The sequence below is a fragment of the Pseudomonas sp. A genome (assembly GCF_056270345.1).
Genome location: NZ_CM149873.1, coordinates 1,266,788 through 1,280,287, shown reverse-complemented (window position 1 = coordinate 1,280,287; position 13,500 = coordinate 1,266,788). Strand labels below are relative to the sequence as shown.

The window sequence follows — 13,500 nt, the reverse complement described above, 5'->3', positions numbered from 1 at the left end:
CGACACGTGGCAAACCCGCGGAGTGGGGTATGATGCCGGTCCTTTTCGCTGACCTGCGCCCTGTTTCGCGGTTGCTGGATACCTGATGACGCTGCCCGCCGACATCCCCGCCGACCTGCTGCCACCCCGCGTTCGCCCGGTGGACCGGCTCGGCTTCACCCTGTTCCTGGCTGCCCTGGTGCACCTGGCGCTGATCCTGGGCGTGGGTTTCACCGTGGTCAAACCGGCTGATATCCGTCACACCATGGACATCACCCTGGCCACCTTCAAGAGCGAAAAAGCGCCCGAGAAGGCCGACTTCCAGGCCCAGGACAACCAGCAGGGCAGCGGCACCCTGGATAAAAAGGCGGTGCCCAAGACCACCGAGGTCGCGCCGTTCCAGGACAGCAAGATCAACAAGATCACCCCGCCACCGGCCGCGAAACCGGAAACCCCGCCCGCACCGGCGAAGTCCGTGGTCGCCACCCAGGCGCCGAAAACCCAGAAGGTCGAGCCCAAGCCGAAGGAAAGCAAGCCGCAGCCCAAACCCGAAGCCAAGGTGCCGGACTTCGACAGCTCGCAGCTGTCGAGCCAGATCGCCAGCCTCGAGGCCGAGCTGTCCCATGAACAGCAACTGTATGCCAAGCGCCCGCGCATCCATCGCCTGAACGCCGCCTCAACCCTGCGCGACAAGGGCGCCTGGTACAAGGAAGAGTGGCGCAAGAAGGTCGAGCGCATCGGCAACCTCAACTACCCCGAAGAGGCCCGGCGCCAGCAGATGTACGGCAGTCTGCGAATGATGGTGTCGATCAACCGCGACGGCTCGCTGTACGAGGTGCTGGTGCTGGAGTCGTCAGGCCAACCGGTGCTGGACCAGGCAGCCCAGCGCATCGTGCGCCTGGCGGCGCCGTTCGCGCCGTTCACCGGCGACCTGGCGGAGTTCGACCGCCTGGAGATCATCCGCACCTGGCGCTTCGCCCGCGGGGACAAGCTGTCGAGCAACTGATCCAAAGCCTGCAAAGTCCCTGTGGGAGCGGGTTTACCCGCGAATGCGGCCGAGCAGACAACGTCATTGCCTGATCTGGCGCATTCGCGGGTAAACCCGCTCCCACAGGAACGCCACAAGCCTTGTCGCGCACCTTGCCAGCCCCGCCACCTGGCGCCACACTAGCGGACATGAAGACCCTCGCCCCCAGCTACCTCAAGCACCAGTTCCTGATCGCCATGCCGCACATGGCCGATCCGAACTTTGCCCAGACCCTCACCTACATCGTCGAGCACAATGCCCACGGCGCCATGGGCCTGGTGGTCAACCGCCCGCAGGAGCTGAACCTGGCCGACATCCTCGAGCAGTTGCGCCCGAACGACGAGCCGCCCGCCAGCACCCTGCACATTCCGATCTACCAGGGCGGCCCGGTGCAGACCGACCGCGGTTTCGTGCTGCACAGCAACGACCGCAACTACCAGGCCACGGTCGAGCTGGAGGGTCTGTCGCTGTCCACCTCCCAGGACGTGCTGTTCGCCATCGCCGCCGGCGACGGCCCGCGCAAGAGCCTGATCACCCTGGGCTACGCGGGCTGGGAAGCCGGCCAGCTGGAGGCGGAGCTGGCCGATAACGCCTGGCTCAACTGCCCCTTCGACCCCGAGATCATCTTCGGCCTGGCCAGCGACCAGCGCCTGGGCGCCGCCGCCGCGAGCCTGGGGATCAACCTCAGCTTGCTGACCAGCCAGGCGGGCCACGCCTGATGGCCGAACTGCGTCTGCTGCTGGGCTTCGACTACGGCACCCGGCAGATCGGCGTCGCCGTCGGCCAGGTGATCACCGGCCGGGCCCGCGAACTGTGCACGCTCAAGGCGCAGAACGGCGTGCCGGACTGGAACCAGGTCGAGAAGCTGATCAAGGAATGGAAACCCGACGCCATCGTCGTCGGCCTGCCGCTGAACATGGACGGCACGCCCAGCGAGATGAGCGAGCGCGCCGAGAAGTTTGCCCGGCGCCTGCACGGTCGCTACAACCTGCCGGTGCACACCCACGACGAACGCCTGACCACCTTCGAGGCCAAGGGCGAGCAGATGGCCCGAAGCGGGCGCCATGGCAGCTACCGCGACAACCCGGTCGACGCCATCGCCGCCGCCCTGCTGCTGCAAGGCTGGCTGGAGGCCAACACTTAAATCCGCTTTGCCGCCGGCTGGAGCCGGCGCCCGCCTTCCGAGGAGCACGCAATGAGCCTACCCAATCCCGCCGACCTGATCCGGCAGATGGCCGTCGACCTTCGCGCCCACCTGGCCCGCCGCGGCATCAGCGAGCCGCGCTTCATCGGCATCCGCACCGGCGGCGTGTGGGTGGCCCAGGCCCTGCAGGCCGAGCTGGGCGACCAAGGCCCGCTGGGCACCCTGGATGTGTCCTTCTACCGCGACGACTTTAGCCAAAACGGCCTGCACCCGCAGGTGCGCCCGTCCGAGCTGCCGTTCGAGATCGAAGGCCAGCATCTGGTGCTGGTGGACGACGTGCTGATGAGCGGGCGCACCATTCGCGCCGCCCTTAACGAACTGTTCGACTATGGCCGCCCGGCCAGCGTGACCTTGGTCTGTCTGCTCGACCTGGATGCCGGCGAATTGCCGATCCGCCCGAATGTACTCGGCGCCACCCTGTCCCTGGCGGCCCATGAACGGGTAAAATTGACCGGACCCACGCCGCTCGCCCTCGAGCGCCAGGACCTCGCTCCCGCTTCCGCCCTTTAAGAGTCCCCCGCGATGACGCCATTCGACGCCAAGCGCCCGCTGCAGCTCAATGACCAGGGCCAGCTGCGCCACTTCCTCTCGCTCGACGGTTTGCCCCGCGAACTGCTCACCGAGATCCTCGACACCGCCGACTCCTTCCTCGAAGTCGGCGCCCGGGCCGTGAAGAAAGTCCCGTTGCTGCGCGGCAAGACCGTGTGCAACGTGTTCTTCGAGAACTCCACCCGTACCCGCACCACCTTCGAACTGGCCGCCCAGCGCCTGTCGGCCGACGTGATCAGCCTGAACGTGTCGACCTCCTCGACCAGCAAGGGCGAGACCCTGTTCGACACCCTGCGCAACCTGGAGGCCATGGCCGCCGACATGTTCGTCGTGCGCCACTCCGACTCCGGCGCCGCCCACTTCATCGCCGAGCATGTGTGCCCGGACGTGGCGGTGATCAACGGCGGCGACGGCCGCCACGCCCACCCGACCCAGGGCATGCTCGACATGCTCACCATTCGTCGGCACAAGGGCGGTTTCGAAAACCTCTCCGTGGCCATCGTCGGCGACATCCTGCACTCGCGGGTGGCCCGCTCGGACATGCTCGCGCTCAAGGCACTGGGCTGCCCGGACATCCGCGTGATCGGTCCGAAGACGCTGATCCCGATCGGTATCGAGCAGTACGGGGTGAAGGTCTACACCGACCTCGCCGAAGGCCTCAAGGACGTCGACGTGGTGATCATGCTGCGCCTGCAGCGCGAGCGCATGGCCGGTGGCCTGCTGCCCAGCGAGGGCGAGTTCTACCGCCTGTTCGGCCTGACCACCGCGCGCCTGGCCGGTGCCAAGCCGGATGCCATCGTCATGCACCCGGGCCCGATCAACCGCGGCGTGGAGATCGAATCGGCAGTGGCCGACGGCCAGCACTCGGTGATCCTCAACCAGGTCACCTACGGCATCGCCGTGCGCATGGCCGTGCTGTCCATGGCCATGAGCGGGCAGAACGCGCAACGTCAATTCGACCAGGAGAACGCCCAGTGACCATCAGCATTATCGGCGCCCGGGTCATTGATCCTGCCAGCGGCCTGGACCGCATCACCGACCTGCACCTGGACGGCGGCCGTATTGCCGCCATCGGCGCGGCGCCGGCCGGCTTCAGCGCCAGCCGCACGATCCAGGCCGACGGCCTGGTGGCCGCCCCGGGCCTGGTCGACCTCGGTGTCTCCCTGCGCGAGCCGGGCTACAGCCGCAAGGGCAACATCGCCAGCGAAACCCGTGCCGCCGTGGCCGGTGGCGTCACCAGCCTGTGCTGCCCGCCGCAGACCAAGCCGGTGCTGGACACTTCGGCGGTCGCCGAACTGATCCTCGACCGCGCCCGCGAAGCCGCCAACAGCAAGGTCTACCCGATCGGCGCCCTGACCAAGGGCCTGGAAGGCGAGCAACTGGCCGAACTGGTGGCCCTGCGCGACACCGGTTGCGTGGCCTTCGGCAACGGCCTCAAGGAAATCCCCAACAACCGCACCCTGGCCCGTGCCCTGGAGTACGCGGCGACCTTCGACCTGACCGTGGTGTTCCACTCCCAGGATCGCGACCTGTCGCAAGGCGGCCTGGCCCACGAAGGCCCGATGGCCAGCTTCCTCGGCCTGCCGGGCATCCCGGAAACCGCCGAAACCGTGGCCCTGGCCCGCAACCTGCTGCTGGTCGAGCAGACCGGCGTACGCGCCCACTTCACCCAGATCACCAGCGCCCGCGGCGCCCGGCTGATCGCCCAGGCCCAGGCGCTGGGGCTGCCGGTCACCGCCGACGTGGCGCTGTACCAGCTGATCCTCACCGACGAGGCGCTGCGCGACTTCTCCAGCCTGTACCACGTGCAGCCGCCGCTGCGCACCGCCGCCGACCGCGACGGCCTGCGCGAAGCGGTGAAGTCCGGGGTGATCCAGGCGATCTCCAGCCATCACCAGCCCCACGAGCGCGACGCCAAGCTGGCGCCGTTCGGTGCCACCGAGCCGGGGATCAGCAGCGTCGAGCTGTTGCTGCCGCTGGCCATGACCCTGGTCGAGGACGGCCTGCTCGACCTGCCTACCCTGCTGGCACGCCTGAGCAGCGGCCCGGCGGCGGCCATGCGCCTGCCGGCCGGCGAACTGAAGGTGGGCGGCGCGGCGGACCTGGTGCTGTTCGATCCAAAAGCGTCCACGGTTGCTGGCGAGCAGTGGTTCTCTCGCGGCGCGAACTGCCCGTTCATCGGCCACTGCCTGCCGGGCGCGGTGCGTTATACCTTGGTCGACGGGCACGTCTGCCACGAAGCCTGATAGACCGCACCGCCCCCTTCGCGGGTAAACCCGCTCCCACAGGGCTATCGAAGCGCCTGTGGGAGCGGGTTTACCCGCGAATGCCCCAACATGAATGCGCCTGCCCTGCGCCAACCACTCATCCCCCAAGGTTGAAATCCTTCCCCCCTCCCCCCATATGAGTCTGCATCAGGCATTTTCGCCCCGCTGCGTGGAGACTCTCCCTTGACTACCATCGTTTCTGTCCGCCGTAACGGCAAAGTCGTCATGGGCGGCGACGGCCAGGTTTCCCTCGGCAACACCGTGATGAAAGGCAACGCCAAGAAGGTCCGTCGCCTGTACAACGGCCAGGTCATCGCCGGCTTCGCCGGTGCCACCGCCGATGCCTTCACCCTGTTCGAGCGCTTCGAAGCCCAGCTGCAGAAACACTCCGGCCACCTGGTGCGTGCCGCCGTCGAGCTGGCCAAGGAATGGCGCACCGACCGCTCGCTCAGCCGTCTGGAAGCCATGCTGGCCGTGGCCAACAAGGACGCCTCCCTGATCATCACCGGCAACGGTGACGTGGTCGAGCCCGAGGACGGCCTGATCGCCATGGGCTCCGGTGGCGGCTACGCCCAGGCCGCGGCCCGCGCGCTGCTGAACAAGACCGACCTGTCGGCCCGTGAAATCACCGAGGCCGCCCTGAACATCGCCGGCGACATCTGCGTGTTCACCAACCACAACCTGACCATCGAGGAGCAGGACCTGGCCGAGTGAATCAGTTGTTTTGGCGTCCCGCTCGCAGCGGGACTTTTCCACACTGATCACTCTGCTCGAGGACCACATTCATCATGTCCATGACCCCCCGCGAAATCGTTCACGAACTCAACCGCCACATCATCGGCCAGGACGACGCCAAGCGCGCCGTCGCCATTGCCCTGCGCAACCGCTGGCGGCGCATGCAGCTCCCCGCCGAGCTGCGTGCCGAAGTGACCCCCAAGAACATCCTGATGATCGGCCCCACCGGCGTCGGCAAGACCGAGATCGCCCGCCGCCTGGCCAAGCTGGCCAACGCGCCGTTCATCAAGGTCGAAGCGACCAAGTTCACCGAAGTGGGCTACGTTGGCCGTGATGTCGAGTCGATCATCCGCGATCTGGCCGACGCCGCCCTGAAGATGCTCCGCGAGCAGGAAATCGTCCGCGTGCGCCACCGCGCCGAGGACGCCGCCGAAGATCGCATCCTCGACGCCCTGTTGCCGCAGGCGCGGGTCAGCAGCTTCAGCGAGGAAGCCCAGCAGTCCAGCAGCGACTCCAACACTCGCCAGCTGTTCCGCAAGCGTCTGCGCGAAGGCCAGCTGGACGACAAGGAAATCGAGATCGAAGTCGCCGAGAACATGGGCGTCGAGATCGCCGCGCCGCCCGGCATGGAAGAGATGACCAACCAGCTGCAGAGCCTGTTCGCCAACATGGGCAAGGGCAAGCGCAAGAGCCGCAAGTTGAAGGTCAAGGATGCCCTGAAGATGGTCCGCGACGAGGAAGCCGGCCGCCTGGTCAACGAGGAAGAGCTCAAGGGCAAGGCCCTGGAAGCGGTCGAGCAGCACGGCATCGTGTTCATCGACGAGATCGACAAGGTGGCCAAGCGTGGCAACGTCGGCGGCGCCGATGTCTCCCGTGAAGGCGTGCAGCGCGACCTGCTGCCGCTGATCGAGGGCTGCACCGTCAACACCAAGCTGGGCATGGTCAAGACCGACCACATCCTGTTCATCGCCTCCGGCGCCTTCCACCTGAGCAAGCCGAGCGACCTGGTGCCCGAGCTGCAGGGCCGCCTGCCGATCCGTGTCGAGCTCAAGGCGCTGACCCCGGAAGACTTCGAGCGCATCCTCAAGGAGCCGCACGCCTCGCTGACCGAACAGTACAGCGCCCTGCTCAAGACCGAGGGCCTGAACATCGAGTTCGCCGCCGACGGCATCAAGCGCCTGGCCGAGATCGCCTACCAGGTCAACGAAAAGACCGAGAACATCGGTGCCCGCCGCCTGCACACCCTGCTCGAGCGCCTGCTTGAAGAGGTGTCGTTCAGCGCCGGCGACCTGGCCAGCACGCATGACGAGACGCCGATCCACATCGACGCCGCCTACGTGAACAGCCACCTGGGCGAGCTGGCGCAGAACGAAGACCTGTCGCGTTACATCCTGTAAGACCGCATGGGGCCGCTGCGCGGCCCATTCGCGGCACGAGGCCGCTCCTACAGGGGGGGACTGCATTCTCCTTGTAGGAGCGGCCTTGTGCCGCGAAAGGGCTGCAAAGCAGCCCCCTTGCACAATCTCCTGAATCTCCCGAAGCTTGCACCATCAGCTCACCAGAGATTCCACCCATGGCCCGCCTCCCCACCGCCATCAACCTGCACAAAGCCTCCAAGACCCTCACCCTCACCTACGCCCCCGGCGAGGTCTACCAGCTGCCCGCCGAATTCCTGCGCGTGCACTCCCCCTCCGCCGAGGTCCAGGGTCACGGCAATCCCATCCTGCAGTTCGGCAAGATCAACGTCGGCCTCAGCGGCCTGGAACCAGCCGGTCAATATGCACTGAAACTGAGCTTCGACGACGGCCATGACTCCGGATTGTTCACCTGGGAGTACCTCGAGCAGCTGTGCCTGCGCCAGGAGCAGCTGTGGGCCGACTACCTCGACGAATTGCACAAGGCCGGCAAGTCCCGCGACCCGTCCGAATCGGTGGTGAAATTGATGCTCTAGCTCAAGGCTCGCAAGCTTTAGAGCGCATTTTCTAATCTCATCTGCTTGAATGCCTTGATGACTGCCAAAGATTGGCTGTCTTGCGCATTACACGAAAGTCGGGTAACCAATGGAGCTGGCAAGTTCCCTGCATTGCCTTGATGGCAGGCAGGGCCAGGCCGGTATGTAGAGGTCGCGAGCGAAAGCAGGTTGTCTTCACACGCAGAAACCCACGCAGCTCATCATCGGCACGCATCCGGTCGCAGCACCGCTGTTCCTTATCACTGGTCACCCGAGTAGCAGTACCGGGCTGTCACAGCACGCCGGTACTCGTCTCAGGACAACGGAGCGTCGTAGATGAGTAACAAGAACAACGATGAGTTGCAGCGGCAGGCCTCGGAAAACACCCTGGGGCTGAACCCGGTCATCGGCATTCGCCGCAAGGATCTGCTGACATCGGCGCGCACGGTACTGCGCCAGGCGGTACGCCAGCCCCTGCACAGCGCCAAGCATGTGGCGCATTTCGGCCTGGAGCTGAAGAACGTGCTGCTGGGCAAGTCGTCCCTGCAGCCCGAAGGCGACGACCGTCGCTTCGCCGACCCGGCGTGGAGCAAGAACCCCCTGTACCGCCGCTACCTGCAGACCTACCTGGCCTGGCGCAAGGAGCTCAACGACTGGATCGGCGAAAGCGACCTGTCGCCCCAGGACATCAGCCGCGGGCAGTTCGTCATCAACCTGGTGACCGAGGCCATGGCCCCCACCAACACCCTCTCCAATCCCGCCGCGGTCAAGCGCTTCTTCGAGACCGGCGGCAAGAGCCTGCTCGACGGGTTGTCCAACCTGGCCAAGGACATCGTCAACAACGGCGGCATGCCCAGCCAGGTGAACATGGAGGCCTTCGAGGTCGGCAAGAACCTCGGCACCAGCGAAGGTTCGGTGGTGTACCGCAACGACGTGCTGGAACTCATCCAGTACAGCCCCATCACCGAGCAGGTGCACAGCCGCCCGCTGCTGGTGGTGCCACCACAGATCAACAAGTTCTACGTGTTCGACCTGAGTCCGGAAAAAAGCCTGGCGCGCTTTTGCCTGCGTTCCCAGCAGCAGACCTTCATCGTCAGCTGGCGCAATCCGACCAAGGCCCAGCGCGAGTGGGGCCTGTCGACCTACATCGACGCGCTCAAGGAGGCGGTCGACGCGGTGCTGTCGATCACCGGCAGCAAGGATCTGAACATGCTCGGCGCCTGCTCCGGCGGCATCACCTGCACCGCGCTGGTGGGCCACTACGCCGCGCTTGGCGAGAAGAAGGTCAACGCCCTCACCCTGCTGGTGAGCGTACTCGACACCACCGTCGACACCCAGGTCGCGCTGTTCGTCGACGAGCAGACCCTGGAAGCAGCCAAGCGCCACTCCTACCAGGCCGGGGTGCTCGAAGGCAGCGACATGGCCAAGGTGTTCGCCTGGATGCGCCCCAACGACCTGATCTGGAACTACTGGGTCAACAACTACCTGCTCGGCAACGAGCCGCCGGTGTTCGACATCCTGTTCTGGAACAACGACACCACCCGCCTACCGGCCGCCTTCCACGGCGACCTGATCGAAATGTTCAAGAACAACCCGCTGACCCGCTCCGACGCCCTCGAGGTATGCGGCACCGCCATCGACCTGAAGAAGGTCGACTGCGACATCTACAGCGTCGCCGGCACCGCCGACCACATCACCCCATGGCAGTCGTGCTACCGCTCGGCGCACCTGTTCGGCGGCAAGATCGAGTTCGTGTTGTCCAACAGCGGCCATATCCAGAGCATCCTCAACCCGCCGGGCAACCCCAAGGCGCGCTTCATGACCGGCGAGGACCGCCCGGACGACCCGGTGGCCTGGCAGGACAACGCCATCAAGCATGCCGACTCCTGGTGGCTGCACTGGCAGGCCTGGCTGGGCGAGCGCGCCGGCGAACTCAAGAAGGCGCCTACAAAGCTGGGTAACCGCACCTATACCGCAGGCGAGGCCGCACCGGGAACATACGTGCACGAGCGTTGAACCGAACCGCCGCGATGGGCTTGTCGGCGCATCGCGGCGCTACCTTCACCACAGAGTCACGCGCATGCCGCAACCGTACATTTTCAGGACCGTCGAGCTGGACGATCAGTCCATCCGCACCGCGGTCCGGCCGGGCAAGCCACACCTGACACCGTTGTTGATCTTCAACGGCATCGGCGCCAACCTCGAGCTGGTGTTCCCGTTCATCGAGGCGCTGGACCCGGACCTGGAGGTCATCGCCTTCGACGTGCCCGGGGTCGGCGGCTCGTCGACGCCCCGCCACCCCTACCGCTTTCCCGGTCTGGCCAAGCTGACCGCGCGCATGCTCGACTACCTGGACTACGGCCAGGTCAATGTCATCGGCGTGTCCTGGGGCGGCGCCCTGGCCCAGCAGTTCGCCCACGACTACCCCGAGCGCTGCAAGAAGCTGGTGCTGGCCGCCACCGCCGCCGGCGCGGTGATGGTGCCGGGCAAGCCCAAGGTGCTGTGGATGATGGCCAGCCCACGGCGCTACGTGCAGCCCTCCCATGTGATCCGCATCGCCCCGCTGATCTATGGCGGCGGCTTCCGGCGCGACCCGGACCTGGCCATGCAGCATGCGTCGAAGGTCCGCTCGGGCGGCAAGCTGGGCTACTACTGGCAGCTGTTCGCCGGGCTCGGCTGGACCAGCATCCACTGGCTGCACAAGATCCACCAGCCCACCCTGGTGCTGGCCGGCGACGACGATCCGTTGATCCCCCTGATCAACATGCGCCTGCTGGCCTGGCGAATTCCCAATGCCCAGCTACACATAATCGACGACGGCCACCTGTTCCTGATCACCCGGGCCGAGGCCGTCGCGCCGATCATCATGAAATTCCTCGAGCAGGAACGCCAACGCGCGGTCATGCACCCCCGGCCCGCTGCGCGCACCTGATGCCGATCGCGGGACAAGCCCGCTCCCACCGCCCCAGAAAAGCTGGCGTGGAAGCGGGCTTGCCCCGCGATCTGCCCGATTGCTAAACGATGGAGTGTTGGCATGAAAGACAAACCGGTGCCCGTCACCAGCATGAACGTGCAGAACGCCATCACCGGCCTGCGCGGTCGCGACCTGATCTCGACACTGCGCCAGGTCGGCAGGATCAGCCTGCGCAACCCGCTGCACACCGCCCATCACCTGCTGAGCCTCGGCGGCCAGCTGGGCCGCGTGCTGATCGGCGACAGTGCCTATCAGCCCCACCCCCGCGACACGCGCTTCAGCGACCCGACCTGGAGCCAGAACCCGTTCTACCGCCGCGGCCTGCAGGCCTACCTGGCCTGGCAGAAGCAGACCCGCCAGTGGATCGAGGAAAGCAGCCTGGCCGACGACGACCGCGCCCGGGCGCAGTTCCTGTTCAACCTGGTCAGCGACGCCTTCGCCCCGAGCAACTCGCTGCTCAACCCGCTGGCGGTCAAGGAGCTGTTCAACACCGGCGGCCTGAGCCTGCTGCGCGGGGCCAGCCACCTGCTCGACGATCTGCGCCACAACGACGGCCTGCCGCGCCAGGTGGACGAACGCGCCTTCGAAGTCGGCGGCAACCTGGCCGCCAGCCCTGGTGCTGTGGTGTTTCGCAACGAGCTGCTGGAGCTGATCCAGTACAAGCCCATGAGCGAGAAACAGTACACCCGGCCGCTGCTGGTCATACCGCCGCAGATCAACAAGTTCTACATCTTCGACCTGAGCCCGACCAACAGCTTCGTCCAGTACATGCTCAAGCAGGGCCTGCAGGTGTTCATGGTCAGCTGGCGCAACCCCGATCCGCGTCACCGCGAGTGGGGCCTGTCCAGTTACGTACAGGCCGTGGAGGAAGCGCTCAACGCCTGCCGCAGCATCAGCGGCAACCGCGATCCCAACCTGATGGGTGCCTGTGCCGGCGGCCTGACCATGGCCGCGTTGCAGGGCCACCTGCAGGCCAAGAAGCAACTGCGCAAGGTGCGCAGCGCCACCTACCTGGTGAGCCTGCTCGACAGCCAGTTCGACAGCCCCGCCAGCCTGTTCGCCGACGAGCAGACCATCGAGGCGGCCAAGCGCCGCTCGTACCAGCGCGGCGTGCTAGATGGCGGCGAAGTGGCGCGGATCTTCGCCTGGATGCGCCCCAACGACCTGATCTGGAACTACTGGGTCAACAACTACCTGATGGGCAAGACCCCGCCGGCGTTCGACATCCTCTACTGGAACGCCGACAACACCCGCCTGCCTGCCGCCCTGCACGGCGACCTGCTGGACTTCTTCAAGCTCAACCCGCTGACCTTCCCCGAAGGGCTGGAGGTGTGCGGCACGCCGATCGACCTCAAGCAGGTCGGGCTGGACAGCTTCACCGTGGCCGGCAGCAACGACCACATAACCCCGTGGGACGCGGTCTACCGCTCGGCCCTGCTGCTCGGCGGCGACCGGCGTTTCATCCTGGCCAACAGCGGCCATATCCAGAGCATCATCAACCCGCCCGGCAACCCCAAGGCCTACTACCTGGAAAACCCCAAGCTCTCCAGCGACCCGCGGGCCTGGTTCCACGATGCCCAACGCCGCGACGGCAGCTGGTGGCCGCTGTGGCTGGAATGGATCAGCGAGCGCTCCGGCACGCTGAAGGCGCCCCGCGAGGAACTGGGCAACGCCACCTACCCAGCGCTGGGCCCCGCGCCGGGCAGCTACGTATTGGCGCGCTGACCGGATGAAGACCCGCGACCGTATCCTCGAATGTGCCTTGCAGCTGTTCAACCGCCAGGGCGAGCCGAACGTCTCGACCCTGGAGATCGCCAACGAACTGGGGATCAGCCCCGGCAACCTGTACTACCACTTCCACGGCAAGGAGCCGCTGGTGATCGGCCTGTTCGAGCGCTTCGAAGAGGCGTTGATGCCACTGCTCGATCCGCCCCTGGACGTGCGCCTGGACGCCGAGGACTACTGGCTGTTCCTGCACCTGATCGTCGAGCGCATGGCCCAGTACCGCTTCCTGTTCCAGGACCTGTCCAACCTCACCGGGCGCCTGCCCAAACTGGCGCGGGGCATGCGCAGCCTGATCAACGCCCTGAAGCGCACCTTGGCGGCATTGCTGGCCAGCCTGAAGGGGCAGGGCCAGGTGACCAGTGAAACCCAGGCGCTGGGGCAACTGGTGGAGCAGATCACCCTGACCCTGATGTGCTCGCTGGACTACCAGCGGGTGCTGGGGCGCGAGGGCGACGTGGGGGTGGTGGTGTACCAGGTGATGATGCTGGTGGCGCCGCATCTGCAGGCACCGGCACGCAGGGCGGCGGAGCAGTTGGCGATGCGGTATCTGGAGGGGTAGCCGCGTCAGATCAGCGTTGAGGCTTTCGCGGGTGAACCCGCTCCCACAGGATTGTGAAAAGCCTGTGGGAGCGGGTTCACCCGCGAAATGGGCGACGCGGTGTCAGGCCTGGGTGGCCGCGTTCACCGGTGCCGACGGCGTGCTGCTGGCCGGGGCCGCGCTCGGGGCCGGGGCCGCGGTGGCGGCAGGCGCCGGAGCAGCCGGCTTGGCTGCCACAGGCTTGGCCGGGGCGGCTTTTTTCACAGCCGGTTTCTTGGCAGCAGCGGGTTTGGCCGCTGGCTTGGCCGCCGCTGGCTTGGCTGCCGGTTTGGCCGCCGCGGTTTTCGCCGCAGGCTTGGCCGCCGGTTTTGCCGCAGCGGTCTTGGCCGCAGGCTTGGCTGCCGCCTTGGCCAGGGGCTTGGCCGCGGTCTTGCCGGCATTGGCCTTGGAGATCGGGGTCACCGACGCGCCGGTCAGCTTCTCGATCTGCT

At 66.3% G+C, this 13,500-nt stretch carries 13 protein-coding genes and 1 pseudogene; 13 read left to right on the top strand and 1 reads right to left on the bottom strand.

Annotated elements, in window-relative coordinates; all coding sequences use genetic code 11:
* The first annotated feature begins 85 nt into the window (after positions 1 to 85).
* From AC0MAZ_RS05780 to AC0MAZ_RS05720, 13 genes are all read left to right on the top strand, one after another.
* Positions 86 to 985, top strand: a complete 900-nt coding sequence (locus AC0MAZ_RS05780) for an energy transducer TonB (RefSeq protein ID WP_203648312.1) — start codon at positions 86 to 88, stop codon at positions 983 to 985.
* Between the two features lie 170 nt (positions 986 to 1,155).
* On the top strand, positions 1,156 to 1,725 hold the full coding sequence (locus AC0MAZ_RS05775; protein ID WP_203648314.1) for a YqgE/AlgH family protein: 570 nt from the start codon (positions 1,156 to 1,158) through the stop codon (positions 1,723 to 1,725).
* Positions 1,725 to 2,150, top strand: a complete 426-nt coding sequence (ruvX, locus tag AC0MAZ_RS05770) for a Holliday junction resolvase RuvX (RefSeq protein ID WP_475860579.1) — start codon at positions 1,725 to 1,727, stop codon at positions 2,148 to 2,150. Before AC0MAZ_RS05775 ends, ruvX begins: the two co-directional genes overlap by 1 nt.
* Positions 2,151 to 2,201: 51 nt before the next feature.
* A complete protein-coding gene (gene pyrR, locus AC0MAZ_RS05765; protein WP_475860578.1) occupies positions 2,202 to 2,720 on the top strand; it encodes a bifunctional pyr operon transcriptional regulator/uracil phosphoribosyltransferase PyrR in 519 nt (172 codons plus the stop codon).
* Positions 2,721 to 2,732: 12 nt separating this feature from the next.
* On the top strand, positions 2,733 to 3,737 hold the full coding sequence (locus tag AC0MAZ_RS05760; RefSeq protein ID WP_050707248.1) for an aspartate carbamoyltransferase catalytic subunit: 1,005 nt from the start codon (positions 2,733 to 2,735) through the stop codon (positions 3,735 to 3,737).
* Complete coding sequence (locus tag AC0MAZ_RS05755) at positions 3,734 to 5,005, top strand: dihydroorotase (protein ID WP_203648316.1); 1,272 nt, start codon at positions 3,734 to 3,736, stop codon at positions 5,003 to 5,005. Before AC0MAZ_RS05760 ends, AC0MAZ_RS05755 begins: the two co-directional genes overlap by 4 nt.
* 204 nt (positions 5,006 to 5,209) lie before the next feature.
* Complete coding sequence (hslV, locus tag AC0MAZ_RS05750; RefSeq protein ID WP_011536056.1) at positions 5,210 to 5,740, top strand: ATP-dependent protease subunit HslV; 531 nt, start codon at positions 5,210 to 5,212, stop codon at positions 5,738 to 5,740.
* Positions 5,741 to 5,814: 74 nt separating this feature from the next.
* Positions 5,815 to 7,158: an ATP-dependent protease ATPase subunit HslU gene (hslU, locus tag AC0MAZ_RS05745; RefSeq protein WP_110734717.1), complete on the top strand. Its 1,344-nt coding sequence runs from the start codon at positions 5,815 to 5,817 to the stop codon at positions 7,156 to 7,158.
* 176 nt (positions 7,159 to 7,334) lie between these two features.
* Positions 7,335 to 7,712 carry a gamma-butyrobetaine hydroxylase family protein gene (locus AC0MAZ_RS05740; RefSeq protein WP_232856271.1) on the top strand — a complete coding sequence of 126 codons (378 nt, stop codon included), beginning with the start codon at positions 7,335 to 7,337 and terminating at the stop codon, positions 7,710 to 7,712.
* A gap of 336 nt (positions 7,713 to 8,048) precedes the next feature.
* A complete protein-coding gene (gene phaC, locus AC0MAZ_RS05735) occupies positions 8,049 to 9,728 on the top strand; it encodes a class II poly(R)-hydroxyalkanoic acid synthase (RefSeq protein ID WP_203648322.1) in 1,680 nt (559 codons plus the stop codon).
* A 64-nt stretch (positions 9,729 to 9,792) separates the two neighbouring features.
* Positions 9,793 to 10,644 carry a poly(3-hydroxyalkanoate) depolymerase gene (phaZ, locus tag AC0MAZ_RS05730; RefSeq protein WP_203648324.1) on the top strand — a complete coding sequence of 284 codons (852 nt, stop codon included), beginning with the start codon at positions 9,793 to 9,795 and terminating at the stop codon, positions 10,642 to 10,644.
* Positions 10,645 to 10,746: 102 nt separating this feature from the next.
* A complete protein-coding gene (phaC, locus tag AC0MAZ_RS05725) occupies positions 10,747 to 12,411 on the top strand; it encodes a class II poly(R)-hydroxyalkanoic acid synthase (RefSeq protein ID WP_254464069.1) in 1,665 nt (554 codons plus the stop codon).
* A gap of 4 nt (positions 12,412 to 12,415) precedes the next feature.
* Complete coding sequence (locus AC0MAZ_RS05720) at positions 12,416 to 13,030, top strand: TetR/AcrR family transcriptional regulator (RefSeq protein ID WP_203648328.1); 615 nt, start codon at positions 12,416 to 12,418, stop codon at positions 13,028 to 13,030.
* 102 nt (positions 13,031 to 13,132) lie between these two features.
* Here the strand turns inward: AC0MAZ_RS05720 and AC0MAZ_RS05715 are convergent.
* A pseudogene (locus tag AC0MAZ_RS05715) lies at positions 13,133 to 13,447 on the bottom strand (hypothetical protein); the annotation flags it as partial.
* Positions 13,448 to 13,500: the final 53 nt, after the last annotated feature.

Bases quoted from the DNA above. Each gene is read 5' to 3' on its own strand.
- AC0MAZ_RS05780 (WP_203648312.1), top strand. From the start codon at position 86: ATGACGCTGCCCGCCGACATCCCCGCCGACCTGCTGCCACCCCGCGTT.
- AC0MAZ_RS05775 (WP_203648314.1), top strand. From the start codon at position 1,156: ATGAAGACCCTCGCCCCCAGCTACCTCAAGCACCAGTTCCTGATCGCC.
- ruvX (WP_475860579.1), top strand. From the start codon at position 1,725: ATGGCCGAACTGCGTCTGCTGCTGGGCTTCGACTACGGCACCCGGCAG.
- pyrR (WP_475860578.1), top strand. From the start codon at position 2,202: ATGAGCCTACCCAATCCCGCCGACCTGATCCGGCAGATGGCCGTCGAC.
- AC0MAZ_RS05760 (WP_050707248.1), top strand. From the start codon at position 2,733: ATGACGCCATTCGACGCCAAGCGCCCGCTGCAGCTCAATGACCAGGGC.
- hslU (WP_110734717.1), top strand. From the start codon at position 5,815: ATGTCCATGACCCCCCGCGAAATCGTTCACGAACTCAACCGCCACATC.
- AC0MAZ_RS05740 (WP_232856271.1), top strand. From the start codon at position 7,335: ATGGCCCGCCTCCCCACCGCCATCAACCTGCACAAAGCCTCCAAGACC.
- phaC (WP_203648322.1), top strand. From the start codon at position 8,049: ATGAGTAACAAGAACAACGATGAGTTGCAGCGGCAGGCCTCGGAAAAC.
- phaZ (WP_203648324.1), top strand. From the start codon at position 9,793: ATGCCGCAACCGTACATTTTCAGGACCGTCGAGCTGGACGATCAGTCC.
- phaC (WP_254464069.1), top strand. From the start codon at position 10,747: ATGAAAGACAAACCGGTGCCCGTCACCAGCATGAACGTGCAGAACGCC.
- AC0MAZ_RS05720 (WP_203648328.1), top strand. From the start codon at position 12,416: ATGAAGACCCGCGACCGTATCCTCGAATGTGCCTTGCAGCTGTTCAAC.